The organism is Leisingera sp. ANG1, assembly GCF_000203975.2.
Lineage (GTDB): Bacteria > Pseudomonadota > Alphaproteobacteria > Rhodobacterales > Rhodobacteraceae > Leisingera.
In genome coordinates this window covers 327,636-343,639 of the sequence record NZ_AFCF02000009.1, presented here as the reverse complement: position 1 = coordinate 343,639, position 16,004 = coordinate 327,636, and the positions used below count along the sequence as shown (strand labels likewise).

At 63.0% G+C, this 16,004-nt stretch carries 15 protein-coding genes; 4 read left to right on the top strand and 11 right to left on the bottom strand.

From position 1 onward, the window contains the following. The first annotated feature begins 245 nt into the window (after window positions 1-245). Both GC1_RS22980 and GC1_RS22015 read left to right on the top strand, forming a co-directional pair. A complete protein-coding gene (locus GC1_RS22980; protein ID WP_019296675.1) occupies window positions 246-2,381 on the top strand; it encodes a calcium-binding protein in 2,136 nt (711 codons plus the stop codon). An 87-nt stretch (window positions 2,382-2,468) separates the two neighbouring features. After that, window positions 2,469-3,194 carry a hypothetical protein gene (locus GC1_RS22015; RefSeq protein ID WP_019296674.1) on the top strand — a complete coding sequence of 242 codons (726 nt, stop codon included), beginning with the start codon at window positions 2,469-2,471 and terminating at the stop codon, window positions 3,192-3,194. Window positions 3,195-3,216: 22 nt separating this feature from the next. On the opposite strand, the gene maiA is transcribed toward GC1_RS22015, so the two are convergent. The 7 genes from maiA to hmgA all read right to left on the bottom strand — a co-directional run bounded on the left by maiA (window position 3,217) and on the right by hmgA (window position 10,173). Continuing rightward, entirely contained in the window at window positions 3,217-3,849 is a 633-nt protein-coding gene (maiA, locus tag GC1_RS17865; RefSeq protein WP_019296673.1) for a maleylacetoacetate isomerase, read from the bottom strand. 58 nt (window positions 3,850-3,907) lie between these two features. Beyond that, complete coding sequence (locus tag GC1_RS17860; RefSeq protein ID WP_019296672.1) at window positions 3,908-4,450, bottom strand: VOC family protein; 543 nt, start codon at window positions 4,448-4,450, stop codon at window positions 3,908-3,910. Further along, window positions 4,447-4,662: a DUF2783 domain-containing protein gene (locus tag GC1_RS17855; RefSeq protein WP_036762139.1), complete on the bottom strand. Its 216-nt coding sequence runs from the start codon at window positions 4,660-4,662 to the stop codon at window positions 4,447-4,449. The genes GC1_RS17860 and GC1_RS17855 overlap by 4 nt, the downstream gene beginning before the upstream one ends. A 5-nt stretch (window positions 4,663-4,667) precedes the next feature. Continuing rightward, complete coding sequence (locus GC1_RS17850; protein ID WP_029204851.1) at window positions 4,668-6,278, bottom strand: FAD-dependent oxidoreductase; 1,611 nt, start codon at window positions 6,276-6,278, stop codon at window positions 4,668-4,670. Window positions 6,279-6,478: 200 nt separating this feature from the next. Then, a complete protein-coding gene (locus GC1_RS17845) occupies window positions 6,479-7,429 on the bottom strand; it encodes an MBL fold metallo-hydrolase (protein WP_019296669.1) in 951 nt (316 codons plus the stop codon). Window positions 7,430-7,440: 11 nt separating this feature from the next. Continuing rightward, window positions 7,441-8,712, bottom strand: a complete 1,272-nt coding sequence (gene fahA, locus GC1_RS17840) for a fumarylacetoacetase (protein WP_019296668.1) — start codon at window positions 8,710-8,712, stop codon at window positions 7,441-7,443. Between the two features lie 105 nt (window positions 8,713-8,817). Further along, window positions 8,818-10,173 carry a homogentisate 1,2-dioxygenase gene (gene hmgA / locus GC1_RS17835; RefSeq protein ID WP_019296667.1) on the bottom strand — a complete coding sequence of 452 codons (1,356 nt, stop codon included), beginning with the start codon at window positions 10,171-10,173 and terminating at the stop codon, window positions 8,818-8,820. Window positions 10,174-10,244: 71 nt separating this feature from the next. Here hmgA and GC1_RS17830 point away from each other — a divergent pair, with 71 nt between their 5' ends. Together GC1_RS17830 and GC1_RS17825 are read left to right on the top strand one after the other, a co-directional pair. Continuing rightward, window positions 10,245-10,685, top strand: coding sequence for a MarR family winged helix-turn-helix transcriptional regulator (locus GC1_RS17830; RefSeq protein WP_019296666.1), 441 nt, complete (start codon window positions 10,245-10,247; stop codon window positions 10,683-10,685). A gap of 51 nt (window positions 10,686-10,736) precedes the next feature. Next, window positions 10,737-11,969, top strand: coding sequence for an adenylate/guanylate cyclase domain-containing protein (locus GC1_RS17825; RefSeq protein ID WP_019296665.1), 1,233 nt, complete (start codon window positions 10,737-10,739; stop codon window positions 11,967-11,969). Window positions 11,970-11,987: 18 nt separating this feature from the next. Here the strand turns inward: GC1_RS17825 and GC1_RS17820 are convergent, their stop codons facing one another. The 4 genes from GC1_RS17820 to rplS all read right to left on the bottom strand — a co-directional run bounded on the left by GC1_RS17820 (window position 11,988) and on the right by rplS (window position 15,721). Continuing rightward, window positions 11,988-12,797, bottom strand: a complete 810-nt coding sequence (locus tag GC1_RS17820; protein WP_019296664.1) for a division plane positioning ATPase MipZ — start codon at window positions 12,795-12,797, stop codon at window positions 11,988-11,990. A 111-nt stretch (window positions 12,798-12,908) separates the two neighbouring features. Continuing rightward, window positions 12,909-14,999, bottom strand: a complete 2,091-nt coding sequence (locus GC1_RS17815; protein WP_036762122.1) for a DEAD/DEAH box helicase — start codon at window positions 14,997-14,999, stop codon at window positions 12,909-12,911. A 114-nt stretch (window positions 15,000-15,113) separates the two neighbouring features. Continuing rightward, window positions 15,114-15,335 carry a 50S ribosomal protein L31 gene (gene rpmE / locus GC1_RS17810; RefSeq protein WP_019296662.1) on the bottom strand — a complete coding sequence of 74 codons (222 nt, stop codon included), beginning with the start codon at window positions 15,333-15,335 and terminating at the stop codon, window positions 15,114-15,116. Between the two features lie 11 nt (window positions 15,336-15,346). Next, a complete protein-coding gene (gene rplS, locus GC1_RS17805; RefSeq protein WP_019296661.1) occupies window positions 15,347-15,721 on the bottom strand; it encodes a 50S ribosomal protein L19 in 375 nt (124 codons plus the stop codon). Between the last annotated feature and the right edge of the window lie 283 nt (window positions 15,722-16,004).

Sequence of the window (16,004 nt, the reverse complement as noted above, 5' to 3'; positions counted from 1 at the left end):
GCAGGCCATGCGGGAAACAGGACGCGCGGCGGAGCCTCTGGCCCCGCGTGCCATTTTTGTATCTAATGCTTGCAGGAAGGCTTCAGCTGGCGAGGCGGTCTGGAGAGCGCTGGAGAACTGAGATAAATTTTCCCGGAGCGGTTGGAGACCTGCCGTCAGATTCCTTTTAAAGGCAAAGCCCCGGTGAGCCGGGAATTTGACCCGGGCACAAGCGAAACATCTGCATTTTTCTTGATGAGGCCGCGATGGCGACGATTACATTTTACGAACCCTTTGCTATCGGCACCGAAATCGAAGCCGAATTCTTTGTCACGGGCGAGACCATCCTGTTTACCGGGGAGGACGGCTTTCGTGCAGAGTACAGGTCGGCGCAGGGTGCAGAATTCCAGATGATTGTCGGCTCGGACAACAGTTTCACGGTTACCGGCACAATCGAATCCTACCACCAGTATCAGACCGGCAGCACCACGGAACTGGTGTATGAGGTGACAGGTCTGGAACTGGAAGCCAGCAGCGTTGTTTCAGACCCTGACATTACCACGGACGAGTTCCTTGCGCTGTTTTACGGCGGGAACGACACATTCAACGGATCCGACGGGAACGATACTCTCAACGGTCTGACCGGTGCGGATCTGCTTTGGGGCAACAGCGGCCATGACCTGCTGAATGGCAATAGCGGTGCGGATACATTGCATGGCGGCGCGGGCAGTGATGAGCTGTACGGCGGCAGCGGTGCAGACACGCTGAACGGCGGTTCAGGTGCGGACACTCTGGCAGGCGGAACCGGCGCTGACTCCCTGACCGGGGGAACCGGCAGCGATCAGCTGTTTGGCGGTGATGCGTCCGACACGCTGGCAGGCGGTGACGGTGCGGATGCCTTGTGGGGCGGTGAGGACGCCGATGTGGCTGGCGGCGGCACTGGCGATGACACCCTGAAGGGCGGCCTGTCGGATGACACTCTTTCCGGCAATGACGGTGCTGATGCGGTCTTCGGCGAATCCGGGGCGGACCTCCTGTACGGAGGGTTTGGCACCGACACCCTGGCTGGCGGCAGCGGCAGCGACACCCTCTTCGGGGGGCGGGACAGCGATGATCTGTTTGGCGGCGGCAGCGCCGATACCCTCAGCGGTGACGACGGCGACGACAGCCTCAGCGGCGGCGGCGGGAATGATTTGCTCAGAGGCGGCGAAGGTGAGGACACGCTGAGCGGCGGTACGGGCAACGACGCGCTTGATGGCGGTGATGACGACGACGTGCTGGAGGGCGGCGACGGTGCTGACACGCTGGAGGGCGGAGAAGATGAAGACACGCTGAGCGGTGGCGCAGGAAACGACGCGCTTGATGGCGGTGACGATGCCGACGTGCTGGAGGGCAATGACGGTGCTGACACGCTGGAAGGCGGCGAAGGCGCAGACACGCTGAGCGGCGGCGCGGGTAACGACGCGCTTGACGGCGGTGAGGATGCCGATGTGCTGGGGGGCGGTGACGGGGCGGACACGCTGGAAGGCGGTGACGGCAGTGACATCTTGGATGGCGACGCAGAAGCCGACGAACTGGCCGGTGGCGGCGGGAACGACCTGCTGAGAGGCGGCGAGGGTGATGACACGCTGCGGGGCAACTTGGGGGATGACACGCTGAAAGGCGGGTTTGGCGAGGACGTGCTGCGGGGCGGTTTCGGCAATGACGTGCTGCGCGGCGACGACGGCGATGACATGCTGTACGGCAAGGCTGGAAACGATACCCTGTATGGCAGCGGCGACGATGACCAGCTGTTCGGGGATGACGGGGACGATGATCTGTTCGGCGGAACCGGAGCAGACAGCCTGAGCGGCGGCGGAGGCCAGGACATCCTGACCGGCGAGTCCGGCCAGGACACGCTGGAGGGCGGCGATGACAGCGATCTGCTGGATGGCGGCGACGGGGCGGATCAGCTTGATGGCGGCGCGGGCGATGACGTGCTGGCCGGGGGCGACGGCGCCGATACACTGACCGGCGGAGTGGGAACCGATATCCTCAGCGGCGGTGCGGATGCTGATGTGTTTGTCTTCAGCAGTTTCGATGACGCCAGTGCCGGGGACGACTTCCTGGACGTGATCACAGACTTCGACGATACGCAGGATCAGATCGACTTCAGCTCTCTCACCTCAGGGGATGCCTATATCGGCATATCCCTCGACGATGGCGATTTTGAACTGACACCAGCCAATGGCGCCATGTTCTTTGACATCACTCTGTTCATTGATGAGCACCCGGACGGCCTTTACATCGGCGCAATTGACAGCAGTGAAACAGAGCTGGATTTCGAGATCCTTCTGCTCGACGCTACAGGGTTGACCTCGGATCACATTATCGGAATTACCGGCGGTCCCTTGGGGATGTAGTGCGAAAAGGTTCGGGCTGGGTTCTCTGTCAGAGGGCGCACACCGGCAAGAAACCCTGCATCTGCAGGGCAAAGTTAAGAGGGTTCAATGAACAGCAGTAAAAACAAGGCGGTTTGTACATTGCCACTGGCGGCCGCACTTTTGCTTGCGCCGGCACTGGCGGAAGCCGCCGCAGTGACTGGCCGGACAGCATTGCAGGAAAAGGCTGCGGTGTACGTGCACAAGGCACAGGTGCGTGGCTCCCCGTCGCCTTCCCAGTTTGGCGGCGATGCGGAAGCCGGCGGCGATGCAGCGGAAGCGGATGGCGTCAGAAGCTCAAGCACCAGTACCAGCACCGCGGCCCCGGTTGGCCCGGCCTCGGTGACAAACTCTGTCACCACTGCTGTTGTTGCCCAGATCAGCACTGCATCGGCAGCCTGCGAGGCTGTTGGCACCGCCTACCGGACGGACTGTTTGGCCAAGGAACTGAAGGCGCTGGTCAAAAATCTGCCTGCTCAGGGTGAGTACGCGGCCGCACGTGAGGCGCTCGTCACGGCCTCCGACGAACTGGCCAAACTGTCCCGGCAGAACCGTGACTACAGACAGCCCCGGCTGCAGATCACTGTGCCATCAGACAGCGAGACCAAGCGCCGCCCGGTTGCGGCAGTGAAGCAGGAAAGTGTGGCTGAAACCAACGCCAAGGCGCTGGCCATTCTGGAAGACACCACAACCGTTCTGCTGCGTTCGGCAGAGGGCAACAGCGATGTGGCGCTGCATTACCAGCGGATCGCCCAGGCGCTGAATTCCAGCAAGGTGCTGCTGCGTTCCTTGTGATGCGGCAGAACGCCTGGCCCGGTCAGCTTGGCGGGGCCGGGCTGGCTGCAGCAAAGGCAGGGTGGGCGGCGCAGGCCGCCTCCACTGCGCAGATCCGCGGCAGGTCCGAGAAATCAGCTTCCCAGCGGCGGGCGTTGTAAAGCTGCGGCATCAGGCAGATGTCGGCCAGCCCCGGAGCATCGCCGGTGCAGTAAGGCGCTTGGCTGAAGCCCTCCAGCAGGGTTTCAAACGCCTGCAGACCGGGGCGGATGAACTGCTGCATCCAGGCCTTGGGCATGTCGTCCGCGCCGCTGCTGAGGGCTGTGGCGTGTTTCGCAACCTGCAGGTTGCAGACCGGATGCACATCCACCGCGACGGAATGCGCCAGTGCCCGTGCCCTGGCACGCTGGCCGGGGTCTGCGGGCAGCAGGCCAAGGCTGCGGGTCTCATCCAGGTAGTCAAGGATCGCCAGCGACTGAGTGAGGCGCAGCCCGTCGATCTCCAGCACTGGCACGAACCCTTGCGGATTGCGGGCCAGATGTTCCGGGCTCTTGTGTTCGCCCTTGACCAGGTCAACCGGCACCGAAGTGTAGCTGATCCCGGCCATGTTCAGCGCGATGCGCAGCCGGTAGCTGGCTGATGAGCGCCAGTAGTCATAAAGGATCGTGCTGCCCATCGGCGGTCTCCCGTGCTGAGAAGGCAGCCCGCCGGGCTGCCTTGGCTGCTTGAGTCTATCAGGCCTTGTTCAATTCCTTGGCGTGCAGCCATTCGGCATGTTTGGGTGCCTTCTTGGTCTTGGACCATTCCTCCAGCATTTCCCATTTCACCGAGTCGAGCTTTTGCAGCAGCGCCTCTTCCTCCGGGTCGGGGCAGGCCAGCTCCACCCGGTGGCCGTTCGGATCGAAGAAATAGATCGAGTGGAAGATCGAGTGGTCGGTGACGCCCAGCACCTCGACGCCGTTGGCCTCCAGATGCTCTTTGAACTGGATCAGGGTTTCGCGGTCCTTCACCTTGAAGGCGATGTGCTGCACCCAGACCGGTGTGTTGCGGTCGCGGTCCATCTCCGGCTTGGTCGGCAGTTCGAAGAAGGCCAGGACGTTGCCGTTGCCTGCATCCATGAAGATATGCATGTAGGGATCGGGTTCGTGGGTGGAAGGAACATGGTCCTCGGCAATGGCCAGGACAAAGTCCATGTTCAGCATCTTGTTGTACCACTCCACCGTCTGCTTGGCGTCCTTGCAGCGGTAGGCGACGTGGTGGATCTGTTCGATTTTCAAGCGGAGTCCTCCCCGGTTTTCAGCGCGGCAGCGGCCAGCGCCTGTTTCAGGATCGCGCGTTTCCCGATGTGATTTGCCAGCACCAGCACCAAACGCGCGTTCAGCGCATCGCTCTCGTCTTTGCTTAGATCCTCATGCGCGGCCAGCAGGTCGGCATAGAAGTCGTCGGCGCGCTCGAGGTTGGCGGTCAGGATCAGTTGGTCTTCGGTCATCTTGATCACTCCTTGCCGATGGCCCGGCGGATCGCGTGCCGGAACTGGTTTTCGTCGAAGCCGGGGCGGCGGGCGGCCACATGCTGGTCCGGGCGGATCAGGTAGACGCCGCTTTCGGCGCTGCCGAGGTAACGGTCCTTCAGCGCCAGCGTCTTGTCATCCTTGATAGAAAGCGCCAGCCGGGTGACCTTGATGCCGGATTCCTCAATTTCATCTGGGGCGTCGGCGTCGATGGTCAGCAGGGTGAACCTGTCTCCCAGCTTGTCCAGCAGGAACCCGTCGGCCAGCGGCACGTCGGGGCAGGGGGAGCCGGGGCGGGTGCGCTCCGGCCCGTTCAGCGCATCGGCTGAGTTCAGCGGCGAGCCGTCATAGGTGCAGGGCACCGACAGGCGGCCGGAGTTCACCAAGGGACGCGCGAATTCATACTGTTCGGACAGATCCAGAACTGCGTCGCGCAGCACCCGGCTCATCTCCGACTTGGGGGTGATGAAATCGGTGGAGCGCGAGGAGTTCAGGATGTTCTCATCCGCGCCATGGATGCGTTCGATGTCATAGCTGTCCAGCAGGCTTTCCGGTGCGGTGCCGTCCATCACCAGCTGCAGCTTCCAGCACAGGTTGTCGGTGTCCTGCAGGCCGGAGTTGGCACCGCGGGCGCCGAACGGGGAGACTTGGTGCGCGGCATCGCCCGCGAACAGAACCCGGCCATGGCGGAACTGCTCCATCCGGCGGCACTGGAAGGTGTAGATCGAGACCCATTCCAGCTCAAACTTCACGTCTTCGCCCAGCATGGCTTGCAGACGCGGGATCACGTTTTCGGGGCGCTTCTCGCGCTCCTTGTCAATGTCCCAGCCCAGCTGCAGGTCGATCCGCCAGACGCCATCGGGCTGCTTGTGCAGCAGGGCCGACTGGCCCTTGTTGAAGGGCGGGTCAAACCAGAACCAGCGCTCGGTCGGGAAGTCCGCCTCCATGATCACATCGGCGATCAGGAAGTTGTCCTCAAACACCCGGCCGACGAAATCCAACCCCAGCATCTGCCGGGTGGGGGAGCCGGCGCCGTCGCAGGCGATCAGCCAGTCGGCTTCCAGGTTGTAGGGGCCTTCGGGTGTGTCGACTTCCAGCGTCACATGGCTGGGATGGGTGCCGATGGCCGAGACTTTGTTGCGGCCGCGGATCTCAATCGGCGCGCCCTGCTCTTGCAGTTCGCGGACCCGGTTCACCAGATATTCTTCGAAATAATACTGCTGCAGATTGATGAAGGCAGGGCGCTTGTGGCCTTCCTCCGGCAGCAGGTTGAAGTCATAGACCTGACGGTCGTCAAAGAACACCTTGCCGACGTTCCACTGCACGCCCTTGTCCACCATGGGCTGGCCGCAGCCGAGCCGGTCGAGGATTTCCAGGGGCCGTTTGGCAAAGCAGATGGCGCGGGAGCCGAAGCTCACCTTGTCGTTGTCATCCAGCACCACCACTTCGGTGCCCTGCTGCGCCAGGTCGATGGCGGTAGCCAGGCCGATGGGGCCTGCCCCGATCACCACTACCTTGCGGCGCACGGGCGCAGGAGCATCCTGATCCGCATGGCGCGCGTAGGGGTACAACGGGACTTCAAAGATCTTGTTCATCAGGTCTCCTCCCAATTTCCGGGTGCCGTCAGGCACAGCTTCACCGCTTCCCGGCATGGGCACGCCGGGAGGATGGTCTAGCGTCTCACAGGTTCTGCCGGGGCGATACGATCTGGATCAAACCGCCCCGGTTGCAAATTTGCCTGGGCTCCGCCCGTTCGGCCCTGAAACTGTCCCCCGGACAGTTTCCAGGACGGGCCTCACCCCTGCAGGGCCTCCCACATCTCCAGATCGCGCTGGGCGGTCCAGATGCGGGGATGCGCAATGCCGCGGGCCTCGTCATAGGCGCGGGCGACGTTGAAGGGCAGGCAATGCTCGTAGATTGCGTAATCCGCGAACTTCGGATCGCATTCCGCGCGCACAGCATCCCAGGCTTCTTTCAGCGAACCGCCGCGTGCAGCGATGCGCTGAACCGGGCGGTAGGTGCTTTCGACGAAGTCGCGGGTGTTCTCGATGGCGGCATTGACCATCTCCTTGCCGACCAGCGCATCGCCGCGGCCCGGGGCAATCGCGTCCACGTCATAGGCTTTGATGTTGTCGAGCGTCTGGCCCCAATCGGCGAAATGCCCGTCTCCGCAGTAGCAGGCCGAGTGGTATTCGACGATATCGCCGGTGAACATCACGTTCTGGTCCGGCACATGAATGACAGCGTCGCCGGCAGTGTGGGCGCGGCCGATCTGTTTGATGTCGACCCGGCGGTTGCCGAGGAAGACAGTCATCTGATCGGTGAAGGTTGTGGTGGGGTAGGTCAGCCCCGGGATGCTTTCGTGGCCTTCAAACAGGCGCGGGAAACGCTGGAACTCGCTGTCCCAATCTTCCTGCCCGCGCTCCAGCACCATGTTGTATGCGGCATTTGACATGATCACTTGCTGCGCGCCGAACGCGCTGGCGCCCAGCACCCGCACAGCGTGGTAATGGGTCAGAACCACATGGGTGATCGGCTTGTCGGTGACCGAACGCACGCATTCTATCACCTTGTTCGCCAGCCGCGGGGTGGCCTGCGCCTCGACGATCATGACGCTGTCATCGCCGATGATCACGCCGGAGTTCGGGTCGCCCTCGGCGGTGAAGGCATAGAGCCCTTCGCCGATCTCATCAAAGGTGATCTTCTTTTCGGTCAGGTCCCCTTGGGACGCAAAAGCTTTTGCCATGGTGGTCTTCCTTATCTTGCGTAGGGGTCTTCGAGTGCAGGCAGCACGGTGCCGGTGCAGTCGCCGAAGCCGATGGTGTAGCCATCGCCCTTGGCCGCGCCTTTCAGGGTCAGCGTGTCGCCATCAGCGATGAAGGAGCGCTCCTCGCCGGTGTCCAGCGTCAGCGGCTCCTTGCCGCCCCAGCTGAGTTCCAGCAGCGAGCCGCGGCTTTCCTTGACGGGGCCAGAGATGGTGCCGGAGCCCAAGAGGTCGCCTGCGTTCATCGGGCAGCCCGAGGTGGTGTGATGCGCAAGCTGCTGCGCGGCGGAGTAGTACATCTCCTTGTAGTTGGTCCGCGCGATGGTGGTCGCCGCCTTGCCTTCCGGCGCCAGGGTCACTTCGAGGTCGATGTCATAGAGCATCGGGCCGCAGTCCTTCAGGTGGTCCAGCAGCTCCACTTCGCGTTCCGGCGTGTCGCAGCGGAACGGTTCCAGCGCCGGCTTGGTCACGATCCAGGGAGAGATCGTGTTGGCCGTGGCCTTGGCCTGGAACGGTCCCAGCGGCTGGTATTCCCAGGCCTGGATGTCACGCGCCGACCAGTCGTTCAGCAGCACATAGCCAAAGATGTTGTCATCCGCTTCCTGCACGGTGATCGGTCCGTCGGAGGGCGTGCCGACAATGGCGCCCATCTCCAGCTCGATATCGAAACGCGCGCAGGGTGCCCACCGCGGCTTGTCATCGTTCGGGCCTTTCAGCTGGCCCCAGGGGCGGCGCACATCAGTGCCGGAGACGACAACAGACGACGCGCGCCCGTTATAGCCGATCGGGATATGCAGCCAGTTTGGCGGTAGCGCGTTTTCCGGGCCTCGGAACATGGTCCCGACGTTAAAGGCGTGGTTTTTGCCGGCGTAGAAGTCGGTGTATTCGCTGACCGCAAATGGCAGTTCCATCTGGGCATCTGCGATTGGGTACAGGTGAGGCTCAATCTCAGCTTGGTAAGCTGACCCTTCTTTGAGCATTTCCGTAAGTTTATCGCGGAATTCAGCCCAGATGTCGGAGCCTAATTCCATGAAACCGTTCCAGCACCCGGCATCGAAAACTGGGTCGCCATATTCAAAATACTCGCCTTCGAGAGCGGTCACATCAAGGATCATGTCTCCAATGGCCACACCACAGCGAGGGGTGTCCCATTCGAGCGTCTGAATTTTCTCAGGTGTCCAAAAAACGCCGTAAGGCAGGTTGTTCAGCGGGAACGGGTGGTTCGCATCATTGGCCGAGGCCACCCAGGATTTCAGCAGAGGCATAGTGTCTCCAGTTTCCGGATCCGAAGATCCTTTTCATCTTTCCGGAAGTACTCCGGGGGTGAATGGGCCGGACCGGCCCAGAGGGGGCAGCGCCCCCTCACCGTTTCATTTCAGGCCGGGCGTGCCGTCGAACTTCTTCTCGATGTCGCTCCAGCAGTCGATATAGTCATCCTGCAGCGGCGCGTCCTTGGCTGCAAAGGCGGTCAGATGCTGCGGGAAGCGGGTCTCGAACATGAAGGACATGGTGTTGTCCAGCTTTTCCGGGCCGAGGTTGGAGTTCGAGGCGCCCTCAAAGGCGTTCTTGTCCGGCCCGTGCGGCAGCATCATGTTGTGCAAGGACATCCCGCCCGGCACAAAGCCCTGCGGCTTGGCGTCATACTGGCCGTAGATATTGCCCATCAGCTCCGACATGATGTTCTTGTGGTACCACGGCGGGCGGAAGGTGTTTTCGGCCACCATCCAGCGTTCGCGGAACAGCACAAAGTCGATGTTGGCAGTGCCCGGCACGCCGGACGGTGCAGTCAGCACGGTAAAGATCGACGGGTCCGGGTGATCGAACAGGATCGCCCCGACCGGGCAATAGGTGGTCAGGTCGTACTTATAAGGCGCATAGTTGCCGTGCCAGGCGACAACATCCAGCGGCGAGTGGCCGATCTTGGTCTCATGGAACTGGCCGCACCACTTGATGGTCACGGTGGAGGGCGCCTCGCGGTCCTCGAACGCCGCCACCGGCGCCTTGAAGTCGCGCGGGTTGGCCATGCAGTTGGCGCCGATCGGGCCGCGGCCCGGCAGCTCGAATTTCTGGCCGTAGTTCTCGCAGACAAAGCCGCGGCAGGGGCCTTCCAAAACCTCGACCCGGTAGACCAGCCCGCGCGGGATGATGGCGATTTCCTGCGGTGCCAGGTCGATGATGCCCAGCTCTGTTGCAAAGCGCAGCCGGCCTTCCTGCGGCACTACCAGCAGCTCGGAATCAGCGGAGAAGAAGTAGCTGTCCACCATCGACTCGGTGACCAGATAGATATGGCTCGCCATGCCGACCTGGGTGTTCACATCGCCCGCGGTGGTCATGGTGCGCATGCCGGTGAGCCAGGTGAGGCCTTCATCCGAATGCGGCACCGGGTCCCAGCGGTACTGGCCCAGCGAGATCACGTCCGGATCAACGCAAGGTGCAGACTTCCAATGCGGCAGGTCGGTTTTCTCATAGCGGTGCGAATGCTTGACCGACGGGCGGATGCGGTAGCACCAGGTCCGCTCCGGCACATCGGCGGTAAAGGCGGTGCCGCTCAGCTGTTCGCCGTAAAGGCCATAGTTGCACTTTTGCGGGCTGTTCATGCCCTGCGGCAGCGCACCGGGCAGCGCCTCGGTTTCAAAGTCGTTTGCAAAGCCAGGCATATAGCCCTCGTGCGGCCCCTGAAGAGAGGGGGCCTGGATCATTTCATGGGGATCGGCTGGCCGATTCATCGCGCGTTTCTCCTCTTGCTGCTTGCGGGATATTAGTTGTTTTTGTAACTAACAAGGGAGAGGGGACGAAAATGAACGAAAAAGATGATTTCGCTTTGCAGGATTTCCTGCCCTACCTGCTGAACCGCGCTGCCGAGGAAAGCTCGCTGGGGTTCCAGAAGCACTACAAGAACCGCTACGGAATGCTGCGCACCGAGTGGCGGGTGCTGTTTCATCTGGGCAACTACGGCCAGATGACCGCCAAGGAGATCGGCAGCCGCGCCAAGATCCACAAGACCAAGATCAGCCGCGCGGTGGCCAAGCTGTCGGAGAAGCGGTTCGTGACCCGGACCCGCGATGAAAACGACCGGCGGGCCGAACATCTGGCGCTGACCCCGGCCGGTGAGGCGGCGTATAAGGATCTGCGCGAGCACGCGCTGGAGTTCGACACACGGATCTGCGCCCGCTTCACCACCGGCGAGGTTGCAATTTTGCGGTATATGCTGCGCAATTTAGCAGGGATTGAACCATAGACATTGCAAGGCCCAGCCCCCAGATAAAGCAGCGGGATTGAAGGTGAAGCGATGATACAGATTGATGTCAATTCAGGGCCGCTGATTGCCTGGCTGATGGAGCAGGGCCTGCATGGGGCGCCGCAGCAGGATCTTTTGCAGGGGTATTGCCAGCGTCTGGTTGATGCAGGGGTGCCCTTGTGGCGGTTCCATCTGGCGCAGCGGGCTTTTCACCCAAAGTTCGGCGGCATCGGCTTCAACTGGACCCGCGCTGACGGCATTAGCCACGAACACTACGAATACCGCGAATCCCCGCGCGAGGAATGGCTGCGCAGTCCATTCTTCCACATCCTGGAGCACAATCTGGAAGAGTTTCGCGAGCGGCTGGAAGATAATGCGCCGGAACAGTTCCCCCTGCTGCCCGAACTGCGGGAGCGCGGCGCAACGGATTACTTTGCCAAGGGCGTTCGCTTCTCGCCGCCCGATGACGAACCCAATGATCCGCGCCACCCGCGCGAAGGGATGCTGGTCTCCTGGGCCTCTGACCGCCCCGGCGGCTTTTCCGGCCGCGAGCTGGACCTGATCCGCACCACCCTGCCGCATCTGGGGCTGGCGCTGAAATCCTCCTCCAACCGGCAGATGGCCAGCGACTTGCTGCAGGTCTACTTAGGCCGCGATGCCGGGCGCCGGGTGCTGTCCGGGGAAATCCAGCGCGGCTCCTCGCAGCAGATCGACGCGGTGATCTGCCTGTTCGACCTCAAAGGGTTCACCCAGCTGGCCGAACGGCTGCCGGGGACTGAGCTGATCGAGATGCTGAACGGGTACTTCGGCCTGGCGGTCGAAACCATCCAGGCGCATGGCGGCAATATCCTCAAATTCATGGGCGACGGCATGCTGACGATGTTCAATCTTGGCAGCATCGAAGAAGACGCCCACGCAGCGCTGGCCGCGGCCAATGAGCTGTGCGGCAAGGTGCGCGCCTATAACACTGAGCGTGAGGAGCTGGAATTGCCGACTGCCGGCTTCACCCTGGCGCTGCACGCAGGCGACATCCTCTATGGCAATATCGGGGCCGAGAACCGGCTGGATTTCACCGTGATCGGCCAGGCGGTGAACCAGACCGCCAGGATTGCCGGCATGCACCGCTCTGTCGGCCAGAACATCATCATGTCCGAGGATGTGAAAACCGCGGCCCGGGGCACCAATCATGACCTGGTGTCCCTGGGCCGCTACATGCTGCGCGGCGTGGCAGAGCCGATGGAGCTTTACACGATCTACCGCGGCAACTGCGGCTGCGACAGCTAAGCGGCCGCGCAGCCGGGGTCAGATGCTGATCTCGACCCCGGGCAGGTTCACTTCCTTCATCATGTCGCGCAGCTCCTGCCGGGCGGCGATATTGGAGATGTTCAGCTGCTTGACGCCGATGTCCTTGAGGTCCAGCAGCGTCAGACCGCGCGGGAACAGCTCGCGGAAAATTACCCGCTCTGAAAAACCCGGCGCGATGCGGAAGCCGATCCGTTTGGACAGCATCTTGATGGCGCGTTCCATCTTTTCCTTGTTGACCATGCGCTGGGTGCCGACGCGGTTGCGGATCACGATCCAGTCGATCGGCTTCAGCCCCGCCTGCGCGCGCAGCTGGCGGGCGTTCCAGACCATTTCGGAATAAACGGACGGCCCGGTGATGGTTTCGCCCTTCTGGTCCACATGCGCCAGCAGGTCGAAGTCGACAAAGCTGTCATTCAGCGGCGTGATCAGCGTGTCGGCCAGCGAATGCGCCACCTGGCTGAGGCGGGTGTGCGAGCCGGGGCAGTCGATCAGGATGAAGTCATGGCCCGGCTCCAGCGCCGAGACTGCCGCTGACAGCCGGTGGTCATAGATGTTTTCGCCCGGCTGCAGGCTGGCCGGGTCGATCTCCGGCAGCTCATGGATTTCCACCATTGGCAGGTCCAGGCCGGATTTGACGCAGAAATCCTTGCGGTTCTCCAGGTAGCGCCCCATCGAGCGCTGCCGCAGATCCAGATCCAGCGCCGCGACCTTGTGGCCCAGACGGGCCAGGGTGGTTGCGACATGCATGGAAACGGTCGATTTGCCCGCGCCGCCCTTCTCGTTGCCGACGACAATGATATGCGCCATGTACAGGTCCCTTCGCTCGTGCTTTTGTGCACGTCTTTCGCTTTGGGCCCCTGTATAGGCTCTGGATTCCGCCAAGAAAAGCGGTGCGGGCAGTCTGGTAAACTTAGTGTATCACCTGTGTTTTGCAGGACCCGCAGGCTTGCGCTTGGGGCGGGCGTCGCCGCCCTTGCCGCCCTTTGCGGACACGGCTGCAGCGGCGCGCGCCTTGTTCTTCTTGCTGTTGGGCTTGCCGACCGGCGGCTTGGGGCCTTTGGCCTTGAACGGCTTGGCCGCGGGTGCGCCGGGCCGGGTCATCCGCTTGGAGGGATCCGATGCGCCTTTGGGCTTGGCGGTCACAGCCGGCTTGGGCTTGCTGGGGCGGTCCTCCTTGCGGGCCGGTTTGCTGTCCCAGTCTTTGCGCGCGGGCTTGCCGCCCCAGTCCTTGCCTGCAGTCTTGTCGCTCCGTTCCTTGCGCTCCGGCTTGTCGCTCCATTCCTTGCGGGGCGGGCGGCTGTCTTCGCGGTGATCGGATTTGGCACGGTAGGGCTTGGCGCCATCGTCCTTGCCGCGATGCGGTTTCCGGTCGCCTTTGAAGCCGCCCTTCGGCCCGCCGGGGCCGCGGCGCGGGGCAGGGGCCAGTTCGGGTGCCTCTGCCAGCTGCGTCAGCACAGCGCCCGGCTCCAGCTCTGTCTTGCCGTCCAGCGCCTTGAGGAAGCCCTCAACCGCGTCTTTGCTGATTTCGGCAAAGGTTTCGTTATCCTGCACCCGGATTGCGCCGATGGCGTCGCGGTCGATATTACCGGCCTTGCACAGCATCGGCAGCACCTTGCGCGGGTCGGCGCCGGCCTCGCGGCCGCCCGACAGGGAGAACCAGACAGAGGGGCCGAAGGCTTTGCGTTCCTTACGCTCCTTGCGCGGCTCCGGCGTGTCTGCCGGGCGCAGGTCCTCAGGCGCCGAGTGGCGGCTGCGGAACAGGCGCAGATAGGTTGCGGCAATCTGTTCGGGCGTAAACGCGTCCAGCAGGGTCTGCACGCCTGCCTGTTCGTTTTCGGCTACCGGCTCCTGCCAGACCGGATCGGCCAGCATCCGCTTTTCGTCGCGGGCCAGCACGTCGTCGGCAGAGGGCGCTTCGCAATGCTCAGCGGTCAGCTTGGCCCATTTCAGCAGGCGCAGGGCCTTGGAGCGCGCTTTCGGCGGAGCGATCAGCGCGCTGACGCCCTTGCGGCCCGCGCGGCCGGTGCGGCCGGAGCGGTGCAGCAGGGTTTCGTGGTTCGAGGGCAGCTCCGCATGGACCACCAGTTCCAGCCCCGGCAGGTCGATACCGCGGGCCGCCACATCGGTGGCCACGCAAACCCGGGCACGCCCGTCGCGCATTGCCTGCAGCGCATGGCTGCGTTCGGTCTGGGACAGCTCGCCCGACAGGGTCACCACCGGCAGGCCGCGGTTGGTCAGGCGCGCGGCCAGACGGTTCACCGCTGCGCGGGTGTTGGCAAAGACGATGGAGCTGGGCGCCTCATAGTAGCGCAGCACGTTGATGATGGCGTTTTCCGCGTCCGCTTGCGCGACGCTCATCAGACGGTATTCGATATCCGCGTGCTGCTTGGTCTCGCCTGCGGTCTTGATCCGCATCGCGTCGCGCTGGAAGGTCTCGGCCAGGCTGGCAATTGCCGGCGGAACGGTGGCGGAGAACAGCAGGGTGCGGCGGTCTTCGGGCGCTTCGCCCAGGATGAACTCCAGATCCTCGCGGAAGCCGAGGTCCAGCATCTCGTCGGCCTCGTCCAGCACCACGCCGCGTACCTGGCTGAGGTCGATGGAGCCGCGCGCGATATGGTCGCGCAGACGGCCCGGAGTGGCCGCCACGATATGGGCGCCGCGTTCCAGGGCCCGGCGCTCATCGCGCATGTCCATGCCGCCGACGCAGGAGGCAATCCGTGCGCCTGCCTCGCGGTAGAGCCAGCCCAGTTCGTGTTTCACCTGCAGCGCCAGTTCGCGGGTCGGCGCAATCACCAGCGCCAGCGGCGCCGCGGCCTCGCCAAACGCCTCATCGTCACCCAGCAGGTCCTGAGCCAAAGCCAGGCCAAAGCCGACGGTCTTGCCCGATCCGGTCTGTGCAGACACCAGCAGGTCGCGCCCTTCCACGTCAGGCTGGGTCACAGCCTCCTGCACTTGGGTCAGGGTTTCATATCCGCGCTCTTGCAGTGCGTTGGCCAGGGCTTGTTTCACGAGGGGGCTGTCTTTCCCGCGGAGCGCGCATCCGGCCCCAGCGTCAGGAGAAAAAGAAAGAAGGCTGCCCGTCCGGGGCAGCCTTCGGGAGTTCTGCAAAATACGGCAGGCGGCTTAGAAGCCCAGGCCTTCGTATTTCTTCTTGAACTTGGACACGCGGCCGCCGGCGTCCAGCAGGCGCGAGGTGCCGCCGGTCCAGGCCGGGTGCACGGTCGGGTCGATGTCCAGGGCCAGCTGATCACCCTCAGCACCCCAGGTGGAGCGCATCTTGAGGATGGTGCCGTCGGTCATTTTGACGTCGATGAAGTGGTAATCGGGATGGGTGTCTTTTTTCATGATACCGCTCCTCAGGCTTTCTTGGGCTTGTAGTTCGCATCTTCTGCGATACGGGCCGACTTACCGCGGCGGGCACGCAGGTAGTACAGCTTGGCGCGGCGGACGCGGCCGCGGCGCACCACTTCGATCGAGTCGATGTTGGTCGAGAACAGCGGGAACACACGCTCCACGCCTTCGCCGAACGAAATCTTGCGGACGGTGAACGAACCGGCAATGCCCGAGCCGTTTTTGCGGCTGATGCAAACGCCTTCGTACATCTGCACGCGCGAACGCGAGCCTTCGGTCACCTTGTAGCCGACACGGATGGTGTCACCGGCTTTGAAGTCGGGGATCTCTTTCCCCAGGGCGGCGATCTGTTCCGCCTCCAGCTGTGCGATCAGGTCCATCGCAACTCTCCTAAATTGCCTGCGGTTCATTCCGCAGAGGTTTGTGCCGTCATGAGAGCTCCTGGTCTTCACCGGGTCCCGCCAAAGGCAGCCCGCCAGAGATCACGCCGTCTGTTCCTTGCTGCTGGCGGGTTGGATCCTGAAGGAAACCGAAGAAGATTTCCGGGGCTGATCCAACAGCCAACGGCCCGGGGCCGATTCCCGGCACCAGACGAGCGGCTTTTAGGCCTGCTGCGCCAATGTTTCAAGGGAATTCTGCGGCGGCGCCCGGATCGCAGGCATT